The following is a 19,568-nucleotide window of genomic DNA, read 5'->3' on the forward strand; positions in this document are numbered from 1 at the left end:
CGCAGCAGCCGCCGCAGCGCCCCGGCCGCAGCGCGGTCACCGCCGGCGGCCGCGACCAGCAACGCGGTCCAGCCGGGTCCGGTGAGGGTGCCGGGCACCGCGGCCGCGCGCAGGTGGGCGCCGAGCCGGTTCAGTTGAGGTCACCCTCCCAGCGCTCGGTGTCCAGCTCCAGGCCGGGCACGCCGCCCGCCGGGGCCTGCGGGTCGGCGGAGGCGGAGGCGGGCTGGGCGCGGCCCTGGCGCATCCAGGCCCGCAGGTGCTCGATCTCCTCACGCTGGGAGCGGCTCAGCGGGACGCTGTGCAGCAGGGCGTCGGTGACGTCGGCGGTGCGCACGTCGCGGTCCTCGGCGAAGGCGTGGTACATCGCGTCGATGACGGCCTGCTCGAGCTCGGCGCCGACGAAGCCGTCGGAGATCTGGGCCAGGTGGTGCACGTCGAACGCCTCCGGGTCGCGGCGACGCTTGCGCAGGTGCACGGTGATGATCTCGCGGCGCTCCCGCTCCGTCGGCAGGTCGAGGAAGAACACCTCGTCGAAGCGGCCGCGGCGCAGCGTCTCGGGCGGCAGCGCGGTCACGTCGTTGGCGGTGGCGACCACGAACACCGGTGCGGTCTTCTCCTGCATCCAGGTCAGCACGGTGCCGAACACCCGCTGCGAGGTGCCGCCGTCGTGGCCGCCGGCGGCGAGCGCCTTCTCGATCTCGTCGACCCACAGCACGCAGGGGGCGATCGTCTCGGCGAGGGTCAGGGCCAGCCGCACCCGCTCCTCCGACTCGCCCACGAGCGGGCCGAACAGCGCGCCGACATCGAGGCGCAGCAGCGGCAGCCGCCACAGGCCGCCGATCATCTTGGCGGTGAGGCTCTTGCCGGTGCCCGGGATGCCGATGAGCGCGAGGCCCTTCGGCGCCGGCAGGCCGTACCGCTCGGCCTCCTCGCCGAAGGCCCGCTCCCGCAGGTTCAGCCAGCGCTTGAGGGCGTCGAGGCCGCCCACGTCGGCGCTCGTCTCCTCCGCCGGGTGGAACTCCAGCGCCCCGCTCTCCCGCACGACGGCCTGCTTCTCCAGCAGTACCGTGTCGATCCCCCGGTCGTCGAGCGTGCCCTCACGGACGATCGCCTTGGCGAACGCCCGCTTGGCCTGGGCCACGGTGAGGCCGAGGGCGGCCTGGGCGAGCCGGGCCCGGCCCGGGCCGGTGAGCGCCGAGCGCACCCCGGCGGTGCCGTCGACGAGCGCGTCGAGCTCGCGGCGCAGCTGCTCGGCGGTCGGCAGCGGCAGGTCGACCAGGACGGCGTCGTTGCGCAGCTCCACCGGTACCGTGCGGACCGGGGACAGCACGACGAGCGACGCGCCGGTGTAGACGAGCTGCTGGGCCAGGTTCTTGAGCTTGCGCCGGATCCGCGGGTCGCGGCCCCAGAACTCGTGGAAGTCCTTGAGGACGTACAGGTCGCGCCGCTCGGGGTGCTTGGTCGCCAGCTCGCGGATCTTGTCGAGGGCGGTGCCCGGGTCGCCGGTGTCGGGCAGCGGGCGCTTCGCCGCCGACGAGAAGTGGTCGGCGAGGTCCCAGGTGACCAGGTCGGCGGTCGCGTCCCGGTCGCGGCGGACCTCGTCGAGGATGTCGACGGCCCGCTGCTCCTCGATGGTGACCACGACGATGAGCGCCACCCGCGCCCGCAGGTACAGCCGGATCTCCTCGGCGACCGTCCCGCTGCCGGTCATGCGCCCACCATCCCCGTCGTGGTCACGGTGCCGTCGGCGGCGATCAGCACCTCCAGGTCGGGCAGCGCGTCGAGGTCGGCCGCCCGGTAGCGGCCGGTGCGCCACCAGTACTGCTTGTTCGCCGAGCCGCGCAGCCCGGCGCCGAGGTGCCGGCGCCGCTGGTAGCGGCCGGCGACGACGAGGTCGGCGTGCGCCACCGCGGCCGCGCGGGCCGGGTCGCGCTCGATCTCGGCGCGGGAGAAGCCGGTGAGGACGATGAGGCCGAGCCCGGTGGGCCGCAGCGCGGCACCGAACGCCGCGACGGCCCCGGGCTGTTCGAGGGGCTCGCCGCCGGTGAGGGTGACGCCCTCGACGCCGTCCCGGGTCGCCGTCCTGATCAGCTCGGCGATGTCCCACCGCTCGCCCCCGGCGGGCGCGTGGGTGCCCGGGTTGAAGCACCCCGGGCAGGCGAGCGAGCAGCCCTGGACCCACACGACGAGGCGCTCCCCCGGCCCGTTGGCCCGGCTGCGCCGCAGCACGCCGTGCAGGATCAGCTCCACTGCCGCCGAACCTCGCCAGTCTCGAAGCCGGTCTCGACGGCCACGTAGGCGTCGGCGGTCAGCTCCTGCGCCTCGACGTCCCCGCCGAGCAGCATGACGAGCTGCTCGGTGTCGTCGACGCAGGACATCCCGTCGACCCCATGGACGTGCATCGAGACCTTCCCGTCGGGCCCGATGACGACATCGACGATCTCATCTGCCACGCAGCCATCGTGCCACAGCGCGTCGAGCCCGGGCGGGGGTCGTCAGCGGCGGCGGGGCGGTCCGGAGGCGGCCGGCGCGGCCAGGTGGGCGGCGAACCAGTCACCCGCGAGCGCGGCCACCACGTCGAGCGCGCCCGCCTCCTCGAAGAGGTGCCCGGCGCCGGCGACGGTGCGCAGCTCGGTCCGGCAGCCGAGGGCGGCGCGGGCCTGCTCGTTGAGGTCGAGGACCTGCAGGTCGAGCCCGCCGACGAGCAGCAGGGTCGGCGCGGTGACGTCCGGCAGCGCGGCGGCGGCCAGGTCGGGGCGCCCGCCGCGGGACACGACCGCCCGCACGGCGCCGGGTCGGGCCGCGGCGGTGAACAGGGCGGCGGCCGCGCCGGTGCTGGCGCCGAACAGCCCGAGCGGCAGCCCGGCGGTCTCCGGGCGGGACCCGGCCAGGTCGGTGATGGCGGTGAGCCGGTCGGCCAGCCGCGCGATGTCGAAGGTCACGCCGCCCTGCCGCTCCTCCTCGGGGGTGAGCAGATCGGCGAGGAGCGTCCCGAGGCCGCGGCGGCGCAGCGCGGCGGCGACCGAGCGGTTGCGCGGGCTGTGCCGGGAGCTGCCGCTGCCGTGGGCGAACAGCACCAGCCCACGGGCCTCGGCGGGCACGCTGAGGTCCCCGGCGAGGTCGACCCCGGCGGCCGGCAGCTGCCACGTCGTCGTGATCGGTGACGTAGGGTGCATGCGGTCTACGTACCCGGTCGCGCGGATTCCACGCCCCCGGGAGCCCCCGGGATCGGGGCCTCCCGGGTGAGATGTGCGCCGCCGGTACCGGGGGGGCTCCATCGGGGGCTACATGACGAGCGTGCCGTCCACGGCGCGGGGCCAGGTCTGGTAGCCGTGGGAGAACAGGCGCTCGCCCACCCAGCCGGCGTCGTTGCGGACCTCGTGGCGCGGGGTGTACTGGACGAAGTTCGCCGCGTCGTCGATGCTGCCCGAGCCGTCGTAGCGGGCCACCGCCGGGTACGGGAACACCGGGCGGGTGCGGGTGGCGTTCGCCGCGATGATCCGGCCGGGGGCGGTGCCGCGTTCGACCCACGACATCAGCGGGGTGAGGACGTCGAAGGTGTTCGGGCCGGCGCCGCCGCCGCAGTGGGCCATGCCGGGGAACAGGTACAGGCGGGCGAAGCGGTCGACGCTGCGCTCTCCCATCGTGCGGCGCACGGTGTCCCAGTACACCAGCGTGTTCTGGGCCGAGATGTGCTGGTCGTTCCAGCCGTGCCAGAGCACGAGCTTGCCGCCGCCGCGCTGGAAGGCGCCGAGGTCGGGGTCCAGCGCGGCCATGTACGTCGAGGACGGCAGGACGGTCCGCCAGAACGACTCGACCGTGAACCGCAGGTCGGTCAGCTGGTAGGCGGGGTTCGGGTGGTTCGGGTCGGCGAGGTAGCGCAGGAACGACAGCGCGAAGTTCTCGCTGGCGACCGTCTGGCCCTGGGCGGCCGGGACGAACAGGGTCCACTCCAGCTCGGAGCCCCACGGGTGGGCGACAGCCGGCTCGAGGCGGTTGCCGCGGGCGTCGGTGGCGCCGTCGTGCAGCTTGCGCACCACGGTGGCCTCGGCCGGGGTCAGGCACGTCGCCGGGTCCTGGGCCGCCGCGCAGTGCAGGCTCGCCGGGTCGAAGCGGCACAGCCGCGGGTCGTCGATCAGCCCGTCGGTGAGCCCGTCGATGCCGTCGCAGGCCCGCAGCACCGCGTCGTGCACGAGCGGGAGCCGGCCGGACAGCAGGATGAAGGCGCCGTTCGCGTCCTTGTTCGCCAGGACGTTCCAGGCGTGGTGGAAGGTGTTCTGTACCGCCATGTTGTTCGCCGGCGCCCCGGCGGCGATGCCGTCGAAGTCGTCCGGGTAGCGCTGGGCCTCCATCAGCGCCTCGCGGCCGCCGTCGGAGCAGCCGGTGAAGTACGAGTAGGCCGGTGCGCGGTGGTAGAAGGCCTTGATGATCGCCTTGGCGGCGACGGCGGTCTCGTGGACGCCGCGGTAGGAGAAGTCGAGCTGGGCCTGCGGGTTGCCCGCCGCCCACGAGCCGTCGTTCCGGCCCTGGTGGCCCATGTCGGTGGTGGCGCTGGCCACGGTGCCGTCGGCGATGACCGGGCAGCCGGCGGACTGGCCGTAGTTGATGTTCGCGCTGCCGCACAGGCCGCCGCAGCCGGTCTGCACGTACCGCTGGGTCCAGCCGTTGACGGGCAGCCGGACCACGACGGTGTTCGCGGGGGCGATGGTGCCGCGGACCTCGCAGTAGGGGGCGGGGGTGTTGGCGGTGACGACGGTGGCGGAGGTGATGGTGACGCCCTTGACCGTCAGGCCGGTGACGTCGGCGCACGGCATGGCGGGCTGGACGGCGGGGAGATTGGCGAGGCCACCCGGGGCGCGGCCGGCCTGGGCGCCGGCGGGGGTGGCGGTCGCGGTCAGGAGCAGGGCGGCGGCGGCCACCAGGATGGTACGGAAGGGTCTGTGCACGGTGCGTCTCCTTCGAAACAAGAACGAACGGGACGTGGTGCGGGGTCAGGCCGCGGCGGTCTCCCGGCGCAGCAGGGCGGTGTCGAGGCGGGGGTAGACGCGCCGGGCGTTGGCCTCGTAGACCTTGTGCCGGTCGGCCGGGGTCAGGCCCAGCGCGTCGACGTAGCGGCGGGTGTCGTCGAAGTGGTGGCCGGTGCGCGGGTCGATGCCGCGCACCGCGCCGACCATCTCCGAGCCGAACAGGATGTTGTCGACGTCGATGACGTCGAACAGCAGGTCGATGCCGGGCTGGTGGTAGACGCACGTGTCGAAGAAGACGTTCGGCATCACCGCCTCGGCCAGCGGCGGCCGGCCGAGCATGTCGGTGAGCCCGCGGAAACGGCCCCAGTGGTACGGCACGGCGCCGCCGCCGTGCGGGATGACGAACCGCAGGCCCGGGAAGTCGCGGAACAGGTCGGCCTGGAGCAGCTGCATGAAGGCGGTCGTGTCGGCGTTGAGGTAGTGCGAGCCGGTGGCGTGGAAGCTGGGGTTGGTGACGGCGGAGACGTGCACCATGGCCGGCACGTCGAGCTCGACCATGGCCTCGTACAGCGGGTACCAGCCGCGGTCGGTGAGCGGCGGCGAGGTCCAGTGCCCGCCGCTCGGGTCGGGGTTGAGGTTGCAGCCGACGAACCCGAGCTCCTCGACGCAGCGGCGCAGCTCGGCGACCGAGCGGGCGATCGGCACGCCGGGCGACTGGGGCAGCTGGCACACGCCGGCGAAGTGCCGGGGGTACAGCGACACCACCCGGGCGACGAGGTCGTTGCAGGCGCGGGTCCACGCGGCGCTGACCGCCTCGTCGCCGACGTGGTGGCCCATCGCGGACGCGCGGGGCGAGAAGACGGTGAGGTCGACGCCGCGCTCCCGCATGAGCCGCAGCTGGCTGTCCTCGACCGAGGCGCGCAGGTCGCCGTCGGAGATGCCGGGGTACGGCGGGGCCGCCCGCCCGGCCCGGAACGCGGCCTCCTGCGCCTCCCGCCAGGCGGTGTGGGCCGCGGGCGCCGTGGTGTAGTGCCCGTGGCAGTCGATGATCATTGAGGTTCCCCCAGCACCGGAGTGCCGTGCGTGTGGAACGTCTCGATCGTCTTGAGGCCCCACGCCTGGCCCTTCGCGCGCTCCTCGCGGGTCCAGCTGATGGTCTTCCAGTCGGGGGCGAGGATCAGCCGGGCGCCGGCGTTGCACAGCTCGATGCGGTTGCCGCCGGGCTCCCACACATAGAGGAAGAACGTCTGCTGGATGGCGTGCTTGTGCGGGCCGGTCTCGATGTGCACGCCGGCGTCGAGGCACACGTCGGCGGCGCGCAGGATCTCCTCGCGGGTGTCGGTGGCGAACGCGACATGGTGCAGCCGGCCGCGGGTGCCGGTCCGGTCCTCGGTGTAGACGAGGTCGTAGGACTTGTTGCCGAGCGAGTACCAGATCGCCTGCGGGCTGCCGTCGTCCTTGACGATCTGCTCGGTGCAGCGGGCACCGAGCACGTCGCGCAGGAACGCCGACGTCGCCGGCACGTCGGCGGTGAGGTAGTTGACGTGGTCGAGGCGGCGCAGGTTGGCGCCGCGGCCGGGGTAGGCGGCGGCCTGGTTCTTCAGCGCCGGGCGGTCGGCGGCGTCCGCCCGGTACCACTCGACGTCCCAGTACAGGCCGAGCTCGTGGCCGTCGGGGTCGGCGAACAGGTGCACCTCGCCGAGATTGTGCACGTCGGTGGCCACGCCGGTGACGGCGACCTCGGCGGTGAGCCGGGCGAGCGCCCCGGGACCCGCGGCCCGCAGGTAGGTGCGCCCGATGCCGGCCCGGTCGCGCTGGATCAGCCGGACCGTCCACGACTGGTAGTCGTCCCAGGTGTGCAGGTACACGGACGTGTCGTCGCGGTGGACCTCGCGCAGGCCCATCAGGCGCACGAAGAAGTCCGTCGACGCCTCCAGGACCGGGGTGTACAGCTCGATCGGCCCCACGTGGGCGATGTCGCGGCGCCCGTCGGGGTCGTGCGTCAGCTGGGGCGGTGGGTTCATCCGGTTGCCTCTCCGATGCTTGCGGGCCGTGCATTTGCGGGCCGGGTGCTTGCGGGCCGTGGCCAGACGAGGCCGTCGGTCAGCTTGCGGGCGGTGCGCACGACGGTGGTGCGGCGCACCCGCGTCGCCGCGCCGTCGGGGTCGAGGTCGACGGCCACGTCGAAGGTGCCGGTCGGGTGCTCCACGCGGACGAGGGTGTCGGCGGAGCCCGGTGCGACGGTGCCCGGGGTGCGCACGGCCACGGCCACGGACACGGCGCCGAGCACGCCGATCGCGGCGTGGACGCGGTGCGGGATGAAGGTCCGGGTGGTCACGGTGCCGCCGTGCCGCGGCGCGGCGACGATGGTCATCTTCGGTACCGTCAGCTCCCGGACGTCACCGAGGCCCATGGCGGCGCCGGCCGCGAGGCGCACCGACTCCACCCGCTCACGCAGCGCGTCGTCGCCCTCCAGCACCGCCGGGTCCTCGTCGCCGGCGATCCCGAGGTCGCCGGCGCGCAGCAGCACCACCGGCATGCCGGCGTCGACGCAGGTGACCTCCAGGCCGGTGAACGCGTCGACGACCCGGCCGGTGGGGAACACCGGGTTCGCGCCGCCGGGGAACGCCAGGTGGATCGGGGCGGCCGGGAACGGGGTGCCGGCCATGACGGTGCCGCCGTCGTAGCGGACCCGGCCGCCGGGGGTCTGCACCGTGGCCTCGACGAGGCTGACGGCCGGGTTGACGATGCGGATGCGCACGGTGGTGGTGTCGCCGGCGGCGGGGACCAGGCCGCGCTCGATCGCGAACGGCCCGACGCCCGCGAGGAGGTTGCCGCAGGTCTGGGCGTCGGTGACGACCGGCCGGTCGGGCACGACCTGCAGGAACAGGTAGTCGACGTCGGCGTCCGGGTCGCCGGACCGGGAGACGACGGCGACCTTGCTGGTCAGCGGGTGGCCGCCGCCGAGGCCGTCGACCTGCCGCGCGTCGGGCGAGCCCATGATGCGCAGCAGCAGGTCGTCGCGCTCGGCCGGGTCGGCCGGCAGGTCGTCGCGCAGGAAGTAGGCGCCCTTGGAGCTGCCGCCGCGCAGCTGCATGCACGGGATGCCGTCGGTCATGCGGCGTCCTCCGGGAGCCGGTCGACGTACTGGACGCCGAGTTCGGCAAGGAGGGGACGCAGGTTGTACAGGTCGACGCCGAGGGTGCCGGCGGCGAGCTGCTCGCGCTTGCCGGCCTCGGCGGCGAGGCGCTGCGCGGCCGCGCCGGCGACGGCCCGGCCGCGGGCGGCGGGCAGGGCGAGCACGCCGTCCTCGTCGGCGACGACGATGTCCCCGGGGCGGACCAGCCGGCCGGCCGCGACGACCGGCACGTTCACCGAGCCGGGGCTGGCCTTCACGGTGCCCTGGGCGTGCACGGCGCGGGACCAGACCGGGAAGCCCATCTCCCGCAGCGTCGCGATGTCCCGCACGCCGGCGTCGATGACCAGGCCGAGCACGCCGCGGGCGCGCAGCGAGGTGGCGAGCAGGTCGCCGAACATGCCGTCGGTGGACGGCGAGGTGGTGGTCACGACCAGCACGTCGCCGGGGCGGCAGACCTCGACGGCGGCGTGGATCATGAGGTTGTCGCCGGGGTGGCAGGAGACGGTGACGGCCGAGCCGGCGATCGCCGGGCCGGCCTGGCGGGCCTGGATCGCGGGGCCGAGCAGGCCGGCCCGGCCGGCCGCCTCGTGGGCGGTGGCGACGCCCGCCTCGCGCAGCGCGGCGATGATCTCCGGTTCGGCACGGTCGACGGAGCGGACCACGTAGTGCGTTGCCATGTTCAGACCCTCGAACAGCGCGCCCAGATTGTCAACAACTTCGCCAGCACGAGGTTCACACCGGGTTGAACAGCAGGCAAGGTTGACTTCACAATTGTTGACGATATGTGTAACGTCCGCCTCGTCGGCTCCGCGAGCGCCCCGCCGGGTGCTCGCCGTCCACCAGGAGGACCCATGCCCCGACCCCACACCCCCACCGGCCCGGTCCAGATGCGTCGTCGCTCCGTCCTTGCCCTCGGCGCCTTCGCCACCCTCGTCGCCGCCGCCGGCTGCGGCGACGACAGCCCGGGCACCGCCCCGACCTCGTCGGGCGGCGTCACCAAGGTCAAGATCGGCGTCATCCCGATCGTCGACGTCGCGCCCATCTACCTCGGCGTGAAGCAGGGCTTCTTCACCGCCGCGGGGCTCGACGTGACCCTGGAGACCGCCCAGGGCGGCGCGGCGATCGTGCCGGCCGTCGTCAGCGGGCAGTACCAGTTCGGGTTCAGCAACACCACGTCGCTGCTGCTGGCCAACTCGCAGGGCCTGCCGCTCAAGGTGGCCGCCGCCGGCGTCTCCTCCACCGGCAAGGAGGGCGAGGACTTCGGCGCCGTCGTCGTCAAGGCCGACAGCCCGATCAGGACCGCCAAGGACCTCGCCGGCAAGCGCATCGCCGTGAACACCCTGAAGAACATCAACACCACGACGATCAACAACGTGGTGAAGAAGGCCGGCGGCGACCCGTCGACGATCAGCTTCGTCGAGCTGGCCTTCCCGGACATCGCCGCGGCCGTGAGCAAGGGCGACGTCGACGCCGGGCAGGTCGTCGAGCCGTTCCTGACCATCGCCACCGGCCAGGGCTTCCGCCAGGTGGTCTCCAACTACGCCGGCACCGACCCCGACCTCACCGTCGGCATGTACTTCACGTCGCAGCAGTTCGCCCAGCAGAACGCCAAGCTGGTCGCCGGCTTCACGGCCGCCATGAAACAGTCGATGGAGTACGCCGCCGCGCACCCCGACGAGGTCCGCTCGATCCTCAGCAGCTACACGAAGATCGACCCAGCTGTGATGGCCAAGCTGGTGCTGCCCAAGTGGCCCGCCGCCGTCGACCGGGACTCGGTGCAGCTGCTGGCCGACCTGGCCAAGACCGACGGCCTGATCACCAAGCCGCTGACCCTGGACGCCCTCCTGCCGTGACGACCGCCGCACAAGCAACCGGCCGGTCTCTTGCCGAGCGGTGGCGCCAGCCACTGCTCGGCCTCGCGGGCCTCGCCTTCGTGGTGGCCCTCGTCGAGATCCTGCCCCGCTCCGGCGTCGTCGACCGCCGGTTCCTGCCGCCGTTCAGCACCATCGCCGCGAGCCTGGGCGGCGAGGTGAGCGACGGCGGCTTCTGGACCGCGCTCGGCCAGACGCTGCGCGGCTGGGCGCTCGGCCTGGCGCTCGCCATGCTCGCCGGCGTCGTCCTCGGCGTCGTGATCGGCAGCGTCCCGCTGCTGCGCGCCGTGACCGCCTCCACGATCGAGTTCCTGCGCCCGATCCCGTCGGTCGCGCTGATCCCGCTCGTGGTGCTCATCTACGGCAGCCGGCTGCAGTCGGCGCTCGTCCTGGTCGTGTACGCCGCCTTCTGGCAGGTGCTCGTCCAGGTGCTCTACGGTGTCGCCGACGTCGACCCGGTCGTGCGCGACACCGCGCGCTCGTACCGCTTCTCGCGCTGGGCGATCGTGCGCACCGTCGTGTGGCCGACCGCCCTGCCCTACGTCGTCACCGGCTTCCGCCTCGCCGCGGCCGTCGCGCTGATCCTCGAGATCACCGCCGAGCTCATCATCGGGGTGCCCGGCCTGGGCCGCTCGATCGGCGTCGCGCAGAGCTCCGGCGCCGTCGCCGAGACCTACGCGCTCGTGATCGTCGTCGGGCTGATCGGCGTGCTGGTGAACGCGTCGGCGCGGGCCGTCGAGCGGCGGGTGCTGCGCTGGCACACCTCGGTACGGGGGGACCTGTGAAGGCACGCGAACTGCCGCGGCGCGTCGCGCTCGCCGCCGGCCTGCCGGCCGTGCTCGTCGGGGTCTGGTGGCTCGTCTCGGCGGACAGCACCAGCTTCTTCTGGCCGCCGCTGGAGACCATCGTGCGGGCCTTCCCGCAGACCTGGACACTCGACCCGATCCTGCACGACGTGCTGCCCAGCCTGGCCCGGCTCGGCGTCGGCTACCTCATCGCCGTCGTCGCCGGCGTGGCCGCCGGCACCGCGATCGGCTCGTCGCGCACGCTGCGCGCGCTGTGCGAGCCGACGCTGGAGTTCTTCCGGGCCATCCCGCCGCCGGTGCTCATCCCGGTCATCGCGCTCTTCGCGGGGTACACCGGCTGGACCGCGAAGCTGGTCACGATCGCGCTGGGCTGCCTGTGGCCGATCCTGCTCAACACCGTCGAGGGGGTCCGCTCCGCCGACGAGGTCCTGCGCGACACCGCCCGCTCGTACCGGCTGGGCCGGCTCACCACGCTCCAGCACGTGATCCTGCGCGCGGCCAGCCCGCGCATCGTCACCGGCGCCCGCCAGTCGTTGTCCATCGGGGTCATCCTCATGGTCATCAGCGAGCTGTTCGGCGCCAACCGCGGCCTCGGCGCGGCGATCGTGCAGTTCCAGCGCGGCTTCGCCATCCCGCAGATGTGGACCGGCATCATCCTGCTCGGCCTCATCGGCGTCGCGCTCTCCGCGCTGTTCCGCCTCGTCGAACACCGAACCCTGGCCTGGTACCGCGGGCTGCGCCAGGCCGAACGGGAAGGCTGACCATGCAACGTCCCACGCCCGGAGCCGCCATCGCGCTCGACGTCGACGGCCTGGCCAAGACCTACACCGGCCACGGCCGCAGCGTCGAGGCCGTGCGCGACCTGACCTTCCAGATCGGCAAGGGCGAGCTCGTGTGCATCGTCGGGCCGTCCGGCGCCGGCAAGACCACGCTGCTGCGCTGCATCGCCGGCCTGCTCGACGTCTCCGGCGGCCGGATCAGCCTCGACGGGACCGCCGTCACCGGGCCGCCGCCCGGGATGGCGGTGGTGTTCCAGGAGTACGGCCGCAGCCTCTTCCCCTGGCTGACCGTGCGCCGCAACGTCGAGCTGCCGCTCAGGGAGAAGGGCCTGGGCCGGGCCGAGCGGGCCGCGAAGGTCGACGCCGCGCTCGCCGCCGTGGGCCTGCTCGAGAACGCCGACGCCCACCCGTGGCAGCTCTCCGGCGGCATGCAGCAGCGCGTCGCGATCGCCCGGGCGGTGGCCTACGAGCCGAGCGTGCTGCTCATGGACGAGCCGTTCGCCGCCGTCGACGCGCAGACCCGGGCCGACCTCGAGGACCTGGTCCGCCAGCTGTGGCACCAGCTCGGCGTCACCGTCCTGTTCGTCACGCACGACATCGACGAGTCGGTGTACCTGGGCCAGCGGGTCCTGGTGCTGTCGAACCGGCCGACGGTCATCCTCGAGGACGTCCGCGTCGACCTGCCCGACGAGCGCGACCAGCTGCAGACCCGCTCCTCGCAGCAGTTCGCCGACCTGCGGACCCGGGTCTACGAGCTGGTCCAGCTGGCCAAGAAGGGCCACCGGCCGGCATGACCGACGTGCTCGGGGAGCTGCGCACCGCCCTCACCCGGCTGGCGAGCGAGGGCGCCCACCTCGACAGCGTCCTGCGGATGCTGCCCGGCCTCGCGGCGGCACTACCCGGGTGACCGCCCGGCGGCCGGGTGTCGCGACCGCCGGCCGGGGTATCGCGATCCGCTGTGCGCAGGGTGGCGACCGTGTGGCGGTTCCTCGTCGGGCCCTCCCTGCGGGCGCGCCAGGCGGCCAAGGAGCGCATCACACCCATCGAGGGGCTGCCCGCGCTGTCCCTCGACGCCCTGACGTCGGTGGCGTACGGCCCGGAGGCGATCCTGGTCGTGCTCGCCGCCGCCGGCGCCGTGGCGCTGCCGCTGGTCCTGCCGATCACGGTCGCGATCGTCGTCCTGCTGGCGATCCTGGTGTTCTCCTACCGCCAGGTCATCGACGCGTACCCGGAGGGCGGGGGCACCTACGCGGTGTGCCGGGCGAACTTCGCCCCGCGGGTGAGCCTGCTGGCCGCCGCGGCGCTCATCGTCGACTACGCGCTGACCGTCGCGGTGTCCATCGCCGCCGGGGTGGCCGCGCTGACGTCGGCGTTCCCAGGCCTGGGGCCGGCCACCGTGCCCCTCTGCCTCGGCATCCTCGCGCTGATCACGCTGCTCAACCTGCGCGGCCTGGGCGACACCGCCCGGGCGTTCCTGCTGCCCACGATGCTGTTCATCGTCGGCGTGCTGGCCGTGATCGGCATCGGCCTCGTCCACCCGTTGGCGCTGCCCGCACCGGCGCCCGCCCGCGCGCCGCCCGGCGAGGGCCTCGAGGCCGTCGGGGTGCTGCTCGTCCTCAAGGCGTTCTCAGCCGGGTGCAGCGCCCTGACCGGGGTGGAGGCGATCGCCAACGGGGTGCCGCTGTTCAAGCCGCCCCGGGTCGCCCGGGCGAAGCGGACCGAGCTGATGCTCGGCGGGATCCTCGCCACGATGCTGCTGGGCCTGGCCGTGCTCGCGCACCGGTGGCGGATCGGCCCGCAGCCCGACCAGACCGTGCTGAGCCAGATCATCGCCGGCGCGGTCGGCCGGAACTGGGCGTACTACGCGATGTCGCTCACCATCACCGCGGTGCTGATGCTGGCCGCCAACACCTCGTTCGGGGGGCTGCCGGTGCTGGCCAGCCTGCTCGCCCGGGACCACTACCTGCCGCACCTGTTCGCGCTGCGCGACGAGCGGCAGGTGTTCGCCGTGGGGATCTGGGCCCTCGCGGTGCTGGCCGGGGTGCTGCTCGTCGCGGTCCGCGGGCAGACGCTCGCGCTGATCCCGCTGTACGCGATCGGCGTCTTCACCGCCTTCACGCTCGCGCAGGCCGGGCTGGTGCGGCACTGGCTGCAGACCCGGCCGCGGCGCTGGCCGTACCGGGTGGCGGTCAACGGGGCCGGCGCCGTCACGACGGCGGTCGCCACGGTGATCTTCCTGGTCACGAAGTTCACCGAAGGCGCCTGGGTGGTGGTGCTGGTCGTGCCGGCGCTGATCCTGCTGTTCGTGCGGATCCACGTGTACTACGGGCGCGCCCGGCAGCTGCTCGGCGTCGGCGAGATCCCGGACAAGCCGCGGGCCCGCCCGTCGGTGGTCGTCGTGCCGGTGGCCGGGGTGTCCCGGCTGGCCCGGCACGCCCTCGCCGAGGCGCTGTCGATCAGCCGGCGGGTGGTGGCGCTCCACGTCGTGACCGGCTCCACGGGCGCCGACGCCGCCGCGGACCGGGACCTGCACGAGCAGTGGGACCGGTGGGACCCGGGCGTGCCGCTGCGGATCCTGCACACTGAGTACGCCTCGGTCACCCACCCGATCACCCGGTTCATCGACGAGCTGGACCGGCACCGGGACGAGCAGGTCGTCGTGCTCATCCCGGTGGCGCTGCCGGACCGGCTGCGGTACCGGATCCTCCACAACCACCTCGAGGTGGCCCTCGGCGCCGCGCTGCGGACCCGCCCCGACGTCGTCGTGGCCACGGTGCCGATGCCGCTGCGCCCCTGAGCTACCTGCCGGTCAGGCCGAGCTGGTCCAGCCAGTGGCGGGTGTCGCCGAGCACCACGCGCGGCGCCGTGCGCAGGTCGGCCAGGGTGCGGCAGCCGCTGAGGAAGAGCGCGGCGCGCAGCGCCGCCTCGAACGTGTCGATCCACTCGACGACCGCGTCCTCGCTCTGCATCGCGCACTCCAGCAGCGGGCGGCCGACCGACACGGCCGTGGCGCCCAGGGCGATCGCCTTGGCGGCCTCGACGCCGCTGCGGATGCCGCCGGTGGCGACCACCGGCAGGACGCCCGCGCACCAGGCGACGCTCACCGGGGTCGGGATGCCCCAGCCGGCCAGGGCGCGGCCGATGCCGCGCCGGGTGGCGTGGGCGTGCTCCTGCGCCCGCTGGGCCTCGATCGCCCGGAACGAGGTGCCGCCCCGCCCGCCGACGTCCAGGGCGGCGGCCCCGCACCGGGCGAGGGTCTCGGCGACCGGGCCGGACACGCCGCCGCCGGTCTCCTTCACCAGGACGGGCACGTCGAGGTCCTGGCACAGCGCGGCGATCGCGGCGGTGAGGCCGTCGGCGTTGGTCTGTCCCTCGGGCTGGACGCTCTCCTCGATGAAGTTGAGGTGCAGGGCCAGGGCGTCGGCGCCGATCATGTCGACGGCGCGGCGGAGGTCGGCGGCGCTCAGCGCCCGCTCGGTGCGCTGGTCGAGCAGCTGGGCCGCGCCGACGTTGCCGATGAGCAGGGTGCTCGGCGCGTTGTGGCGGGCGACGGCGTACGTGCCGGCCAGGGACGGGTCGCGCAGCGCGGCCCGCTGGCTGCCGACGCCCATGGCCACGCCGGTGCGCTCGGCGGCGCGGGCGAGCCGCGCGTTGAGCTCGGCGGCGGCCGGGTGGCCGCCGGTCATGCCGGCGATGACGAGCGGGATCGGCAGCCGCCGGCCGAGCAGCCGGGTCGAGACGTCGACCCCGTCGGGCGTGCCGGACGGCAGGGCGTGGTGGACGAGGTGGACGTCGGGCCAGCCGGGGCCGCCGTCCTGGCCGTCGCCGAGCGCGACGGCCAGGGTGAGGTGCTGCTCCTTGCGTTCGGAGATGGTCGCCACGGGCTCAGTCCATGATCCAGCTCCAGGTCTCGCGCGTCTGCAGCTTGACCTCGAGCGACGGGCCGATGGCGGGCGGGAACTGGTCGCGCCAGGCCCAGGGGCGGGTGGCGTCGATGATGAGCCGGCTGTTGGTGCCCTTCTCGTCCGGGTGGATGGCCGGGTCGAGCGGGCCGGACAGGGCGCCGCGGATGATGTCCATGTCGCGGACCGGGTCGGCGCGGGTGCACACGGCCCAGATCACCTCGTGCAGGTCGGTGATGTCCACGTCGTCGTCGACGACGACCACGATGCGGCCGAGGTACGCGCCCTGGCGGCACTGGGTGGCGATGAGGCCGGCCTGCCGGGCGTGGCCGGCGTAGCGCTGCTTGATGGAGACCACGTTGAACAGCCGGCACCCGCCGACGCTGTGGGTCCAGGCGTTGACGACGTCGGGCACCCCGGCGGCCCGCAGCTCGCGCCGCAGGTTGCCGCTCCTGAGGTACTGCTGGAACCGCTGCGCCTCGTAGGGCGGCTTCTCCGGCGGGCAGCCCAGGATGATCGGGTCGTTGCGGTGGTAGACCGCCTTGACCTCCAGCACCGGCTCGTGCCGGGACGCGGAGGCGTAGTAGCCGGTCCACTCGCCGAACGGGCCCTCCAGCTCGGTGACGTCGTGGTGCAGGAAGCCCTCGATCGCGATCTCGGCGTCGGCCGGGATCGGCAGCCCGGTGAACTCGCCCTCCACGCAGCGGATGCCGTGGCCGAGCAGGCCGCCGACCCACTCCAGCTCCGACACGCCGTTGGGGATCTCCAGGCCGCTGGCGACGAACTGCAGCGGCGAGAGCCCGGCGAGCACGACGACGGGCATCGGCTCGCCCTTGGCGAAGTACTTGTCGCGGTGGATCCGGCCGTGCTTGCCGGGCGAGATGTACAGGCCGGTCCGGTTGCGGTCGTGGACCATGACCCGGTACGCGCCCATGTTCACCCAGCCGCTGTCCGGGTCGCGGGTGAGGATGCCGCAGCCGGTACCGATGTACCGCCCGCCGTCCTCCGGATGCCACAGCGGGGTGGGGAACTTCAGCAGGTCGACGTCGTCGCCGCGCATCACGTTCTCCAGGATCGGCCCGGACTCGACCATCCGGACCGGCTGCGGCCTGGCCTCGTTGAGCAGCCGCTCCCACGCGTCGACGACGCCGAACGTCGAGGTGTCCGAGGGCAGGCCGAGCGTGGCGGCCAGCCGCGGGCGGGTGCCCAGCGTGTTGACCAGGACCCGCCAGCCCTTGGGGTAGCCGGGGATGTCGTCGAAGAGCACCGCCGGGGCGTCCTCGGTGTGGTGCAGCATCTCGGAGATGCGCCCGGCGCTCTCCTCGACGTCGACGCCCTCGATGACCCGCAGCTGCCCGAGCTTGTCCGCCATGCGCAGCCACTGTCGCAGGTCGTCGGTGCTCTCCGGGTCGTCGACCTCGGGGAGGGGTGAGTAGGGAACCCGTTTGCCCGGCAGGGACATTGCGCTCCTATCAGAGAGTTCAGTTCGAGGTGGAGAGGTGGCGGTGCGCCTGCCACGGCGTGAGGCGCTGCTGCAGCCAGCCGGCCGAGCCCTGGATCGCCGTCGCGATGAGCATGATCAGGATGATGGCCACGAGCATGTCGGCGGTCTGGAACTGGATCGAGAAGATCTTGATCTGGCCGCCGAGCCCGACGAGCGTCGAGAGGATCTCGGAGACGACCACGCCGACCCAGGCCATGGAGAACGACTGACGGGCCCCGGCGATGATGAGCGGCGCGGCGGCCGGCAGGATCACGCCGCGCATGATCTGCCGTTCGGACGCGTCGTACGCGCGGGCGCAGTCGATGAGCTCCTTCGGCACGGCGGTGACGCCGGCCATCGTGTTGATGATCGCCGGCCAGACCGCGGAGAAGACCACGTAGCCGAGCCGGAACTGGAAGTCGAAGCCGAGCAGGATCACCATGAGCGGCACCATGGCGACGTGCGGCAGCGCGTAGAGGAACGTCACGTACGGGCCGAGGACGTCGCTGACCGGCTTCCACCGGCCCATGGCGAGCCCGACCGGGATGCCGATGAGCAGCGACAGCGCGAGGCCGGTGAAGAGCACGAGGAGGCTCTCGCCGAGCGGCGCCCACAGCGTGCCCTCGACGAACGCCTGCTCGTAGAAGGCCTCGGCGATCTGCGTCGGGCTGGCCAGCAGCGCCAGGCTGACCGTGCCGGCGTAGAGCTGCCAGGCGACGAGGAGCACCGCGAACGTGACCACCCGGACGGTCCACCGGCCGCCGGCGCGGTCGAGGAACCGCTTGGGGCGCCTGCGGGCGGGCGGGGCGGGCGCCACGGCGACCGGGGCGGGCGCGTTCATCGTGCCGGTCATGACCGGGCCGCCTTCGTGCGTCGCAACGGGTTGACCTTCCAGGGTCGGCGGTTCCACGGCTCGGTCAGGGACAGCTCGACGGCGCGCATCACCCAGCTGATGGCGAGGGCCACCAGGCCGAGCAGCACGATGACGACGAACATGTCGGCGATGCGGAAGTACCGGGCGTAGTCGACGATGAGGTTGCCGACGCCGCCGGCCGAGGTCATGATCTCGGCGATGACCGTGCCGATCATGCCCTTGCCCAGGCCGATGCGCAGGCCGGCGAAGACGAACGGCAGCGAGCCGCGCAGCACGACGCCGCGATAGATCTGCAGCTCGGAGGCGACGAACGCCTTGCCGGTGTCGACCAGGTCGGGGTTGACCTCCTTGGTGCCCAGGTACGTGTTGACGATGATGGGCAGCGCGGCGGAGATGAACACGATGCCGACGCGCATCTCGAAGCTGATGCCGAGCCACAGCACCAGCAGCGGGACGAGGGCGAGGCGCGGGGTGGCGTACAGCGCGTTCACGTACGGGCTCAGCGCCAGTTCGACGATGCGGCTGCGGCCCATGAGCAGGCCGATCGGGATGCCCAGCACGATCGACAGGCCGAAGCCGACGGCCAGGCCCTTGAGGGTCTCGCCGAAGGCGGGCAGGATCTCCGGGCGGAACGACTCGCGGGCGGCCTCGACGATCGCCGTGGGGTAGGAGATGGCGAGCGGGTGGCTCTTGCCGATGAGCTGCCACGCGACGAGGAAGGCGGCGAGCGACGCGGTCCGCAGCAGCCACGGCGCGGTGAGCACGGCCCGCAGGCGGGGGCGGGGGGCGAGGCGGGCGTCCGGCGGGGCGACGCCGGCGGCGTGGGTCGTCATGCCGCGGCCTCCACCGGGGCGATCTGCGACTGCAGCAGCGCCCAGATCTCGGCCCGCAGCCGCACGTACTCGGCCTCGCCGCGCCAGTCGTACTCGTAGCGCGGCTTGCGCAGGCCGACGTCGAAGGTGCGCAGGACCCGGCCCGGGTTGACGCCCATGACGACGATGCGGTCCGACAGGTAGATGGCCTCGTCGATGGAGTGCGTCACGAACAGCACGGACAGGCCGTGGTCGGCGCAGATGCGCATGAGCATGCCCTGCAGCTGCTCGCGGGTCAGCGCGTCGAGGGCGCCGAACGGCTCGTCCATGAGCAGCAGCTTGGGCTTGATGGCCAGGGCGCGGGCGAGGCCGACGCGCTGCTGCTGGCCGCCGGACAGCTGCGACGGGTAGTGCGCCATGCGGTCGCCGAGGCCGACCAGCTGCAGGTACTCGGCCGCCACGGCGGTGCGGGCCTTCTTCTTGACGCCCTGCAGCTCCAGCCCGTAGGCGGCGTTGCTCAGCGCGGTGCGCCAGGGGAACAGGTTGAAGCCCTGGAACACGATCGCCTTCTCGCGCGACGGGCCGGTGCTGGGCTGCCCGTCCATGAAGACCTCGCCGCCGCTGGCCTCCAGCAGGCCGGTGACGATGCGCAGGGCGGTCGTCTTGCCGCAGCCGCTGGGCCCGAGCAGCGAGACGAACTCCCCGGGACCCACGTCGAGGTTGAAGTCGTTCAGGATCGGCGGTTTGGTCGGGTCGTAGCTCTTGGACAGGTGCTCGATCTTCAGCATGTCTGGCCTCGATGCCTATCGCTGGGGGTGAACGTCAAGCTGTCATCGCGATTTGCCGATCGCACCACAACTTGTTCCACTCGTCAACGCCACATGACGAATTTGTTTCCATCGCGGTCGCCAAGTGCCTCGCCACCGGGGCCGGCG

At 73.3% G+C, this 19,568-nt stretch carries 19 protein-coding genes; 5 read left to right on the plus strand and 14 right to left on the minus strand.

The window, feature by feature from the left end; genetic code table 11:
• Positions 1 to 130 precede the first annotated feature (130 nt).
• From ABZS66_RS31160 to ABZS66_RS31200, 9 genes are all read right to left on the minus strand, one after another.
• Positions 131 to 1,711, minus strand: coding sequence for an AAA family ATPase (locus tag ABZS66_RS31160; RefSeq protein WP_354763879.1), 1,581 nt, complete (start codon positions 1,709 to 1,711; stop codon positions 131 to 133).
• On the minus strand, positions 1,708 to 2,250 hold the full coding sequence (locus tag ABZS66_RS31165; protein ID WP_354763881.1) for a 4Fe-4S single cluster domain-containing protein: 543 nt from the start codon (positions 2,248 to 2,250) through the stop codon (positions 1,708 to 1,710). Before ABZS66_RS31165 ends, ABZS66_RS31160 begins: the two co-directional genes overlap by 4 nt.
• Positions 2,241 to 2,453: a DUF2997 domain-containing protein gene (locus tag ABZS66_RS31170; protein ID WP_354763883.1), complete on the minus strand. Its 213-nt coding sequence runs from the start codon at positions 2,451 to 2,453 to the stop codon at positions 2,241 to 2,243. The genes ABZS66_RS31165 and ABZS66_RS31170 overlap by 10 nt, the downstream gene beginning before the upstream one ends.
• Before the next feature lie 42 nt (positions 2,454 to 2,495).
• The gene (locus tag ABZS66_RS31175; RefSeq protein ID WP_354763885.1) at positions 2,496 to 3,176 is read right to left on the minus strand and encodes a hydrolase; all 681 of its coding nucleotides are present in this window, start codon (positions 3,174 to 3,176) and stop codon (positions 2,496 to 2,498) included.
• Between the two features lie 108 nt (positions 3,177 to 3,284).
• Positions 3,285 to 4,946, minus strand: a complete 1,662-nt coding sequence (locus ABZS66_RS31180; RefSeq protein ID WP_354763887.1) for a tannase/feruloyl esterase family alpha/beta hydrolase — start codon at positions 4,944 to 4,946, stop codon at positions 3,285 to 3,287.
• A gap of 45 nt (positions 4,947 to 4,991) precedes the next feature.
• The gene (locus tag ABZS66_RS31185) at positions 4,992 to 6,020 is read right to left on the minus strand and encodes an amidohydrolase family protein (RefSeq protein ID WP_354763889.1); all 1,029 of its coding nucleotides are present in this window, start codon (positions 6,018 to 6,020) and stop codon (positions 4,992 to 4,994) included.
• Positions 6,017 to 6,991: a VOC family protein gene (locus ABZS66_RS31190; RefSeq protein WP_354763891.1), complete on the minus strand. Its 975-nt coding sequence runs from the start codon at positions 6,989 to 6,991 to the stop codon at positions 6,017 to 6,019. Before ABZS66_RS31190 ends, ABZS66_RS31185 begins: the two co-directional genes overlap by 4 nt.
• Entirely contained in the window at positions 6,988 to 8,085 is a 1,098-nt protein-coding gene (locus tag ABZS66_RS31195; protein ID WP_354763893.1) for a 4-oxalomesaconate tautomerase, read from the minus strand. The genes ABZS66_RS31190 and ABZS66_RS31195 overlap by 4 nt, the downstream gene beginning before the upstream one ends.
• A complete protein-coding gene (locus tag ABZS66_RS31200; protein WP_354763895.1) occupies positions 8,082 to 8,783 on the minus strand; it encodes a 4-carboxy-4-hydroxy-2-oxoadipate aldolase/oxaloacetate decarboxylase in 702 nt (233 codons plus the stop codon). Before ABZS66_RS31200 ends, ABZS66_RS31195 begins: the two co-directional genes overlap by 4 nt.
• 174 nt (positions 8,784 to 8,957) lie before the next feature.
• On the opposite strand from ABZS66_RS31200, the gene ABZS66_RS31205 reads away from it, so the two are divergent.
• The 5 genes from ABZS66_RS31205 (at position 8,958) to ABZS66_RS31225 (ending at position 14,359) form a co-directional block, all read left to right on the plus strand.
• On the plus strand, positions 8,958 to 9,959 hold the full coding sequence (locus ABZS66_RS31205) for an ABC transporter substrate-binding protein (RefSeq protein ID WP_354763897.1): 1,002 nt from the start codon (positions 8,958 to 8,960) through the stop codon (positions 9,957 to 9,959).
• Complete coding sequence (locus ABZS66_RS31210) at positions 9,956 to 10,762, plus strand: ABC transporter permease (RefSeq protein WP_354763899.1); 807 nt, start codon at positions 9,956 to 9,958, stop codon at positions 10,760 to 10,762. The genes ABZS66_RS31205 and ABZS66_RS31210 overlap by 4 nt, the downstream gene beginning before the upstream one ends.
• Entirely contained in the window at positions 10,759 to 11,544 is a 786-nt protein-coding gene (locus tag ABZS66_RS31215; protein ID WP_354763901.1) for an ABC transporter permease, read from the plus strand. Before ABZS66_RS31210 ends, ABZS66_RS31215 begins: the two co-directional genes overlap by 4 nt.
• Positions 11,545 to 11,546: 2 nt before the next feature.
• Positions 11,547 to 12,356, plus strand: coding sequence for an ABC transporter ATP-binding protein (locus tag ABZS66_RS31220; RefSeq protein WP_354763903.1), 810 nt, complete (start codon positions 11,547 to 11,549; stop codon positions 12,354 to 12,356).
• A 182-nt stretch (positions 12,357 to 12,538) separates the two neighbouring features.
• Entirely contained in the window at positions 12,539 to 14,359 is a 1,821-nt protein-coding gene (locus ABZS66_RS31225) for an APC family permease (protein WP_354763905.1), read from the plus strand.
• A 1-nt stretch (position 14,360) separates the two neighbouring features.
• Here ABZS66_RS31225 and fni read toward each other — a convergent pair whose 3' ends face one another.
• Genes fni through ABZS66_RS31250 form a run of 5 tightly spaced genes read right to left on the minus strand, consistent with a single transcriptional unit; the run spans position 14,361 to position 19,421 of the window.
• Positions 14,361 to 15,443: a type 2 isopentenyl-diphosphate Delta-isomerase gene (gene fni / locus ABZS66_RS31230; RefSeq protein WP_354763907.1), complete on the minus strand. Its 1,083-nt coding sequence runs from the start codon at positions 15,441 to 15,443 to the stop codon at positions 14,361 to 14,363.
• 4 nt (positions 15,444 to 15,447) lie between these two features.
• Positions 15,448 to 16,926, minus strand: a complete 1,479-nt coding sequence (locus ABZS66_RS31235) for a UbiD family decarboxylase (protein WP_354763909.1) — start codon at positions 16,924 to 16,926, stop codon at positions 15,448 to 15,450.
• 19 nt (positions 16,927 to 16,945) lie between these two features.
• The gene (locus ABZS66_RS31240) at positions 16,946 to 17,800 is read right to left on the minus strand and encodes an ABC transporter permease (protein ID WP_354763911.1); all 855 of its coding nucleotides are present in this window, start codon (positions 17,798 to 17,800) and stop codon (positions 16,946 to 16,948) included.
• Complete coding sequence (locus ABZS66_RS31245; RefSeq protein WP_354763913.1) at positions 17,797 to 18,654, minus strand: ABC transporter permease; 858 nt, start codon at positions 18,652 to 18,654, stop codon at positions 17,797 to 17,799. Before ABZS66_RS31245 ends, ABZS66_RS31240 begins: the two co-directional genes overlap by 4 nt.
• The gene (locus tag ABZS66_RS31250) at positions 18,651 to 19,421 is read right to left on the minus strand and encodes an ABC transporter ATP-binding protein (RefSeq protein WP_354763915.1); all 771 of its coding nucleotides are present in this window, start codon (positions 19,419 to 19,421) and stop codon (positions 18,651 to 18,653) included. Before ABZS66_RS31250 ends, ABZS66_RS31245 begins: the two co-directional genes overlap by 4 nt.
• Between the last annotated feature and the right edge of the window lie 147 nt (positions 19,422 to 19,568).

Origin of the sequence: Dactylosporangium sp. NPDC005572 (assembly GCF_040605515.1) — a bacterium.
Taxonomy (GTDB): domain Bacteria; phylum Actinomycetota; class Actinomycetes; order Mycobacteriales; family Micromonosporaceae; genus Dactylosporangium.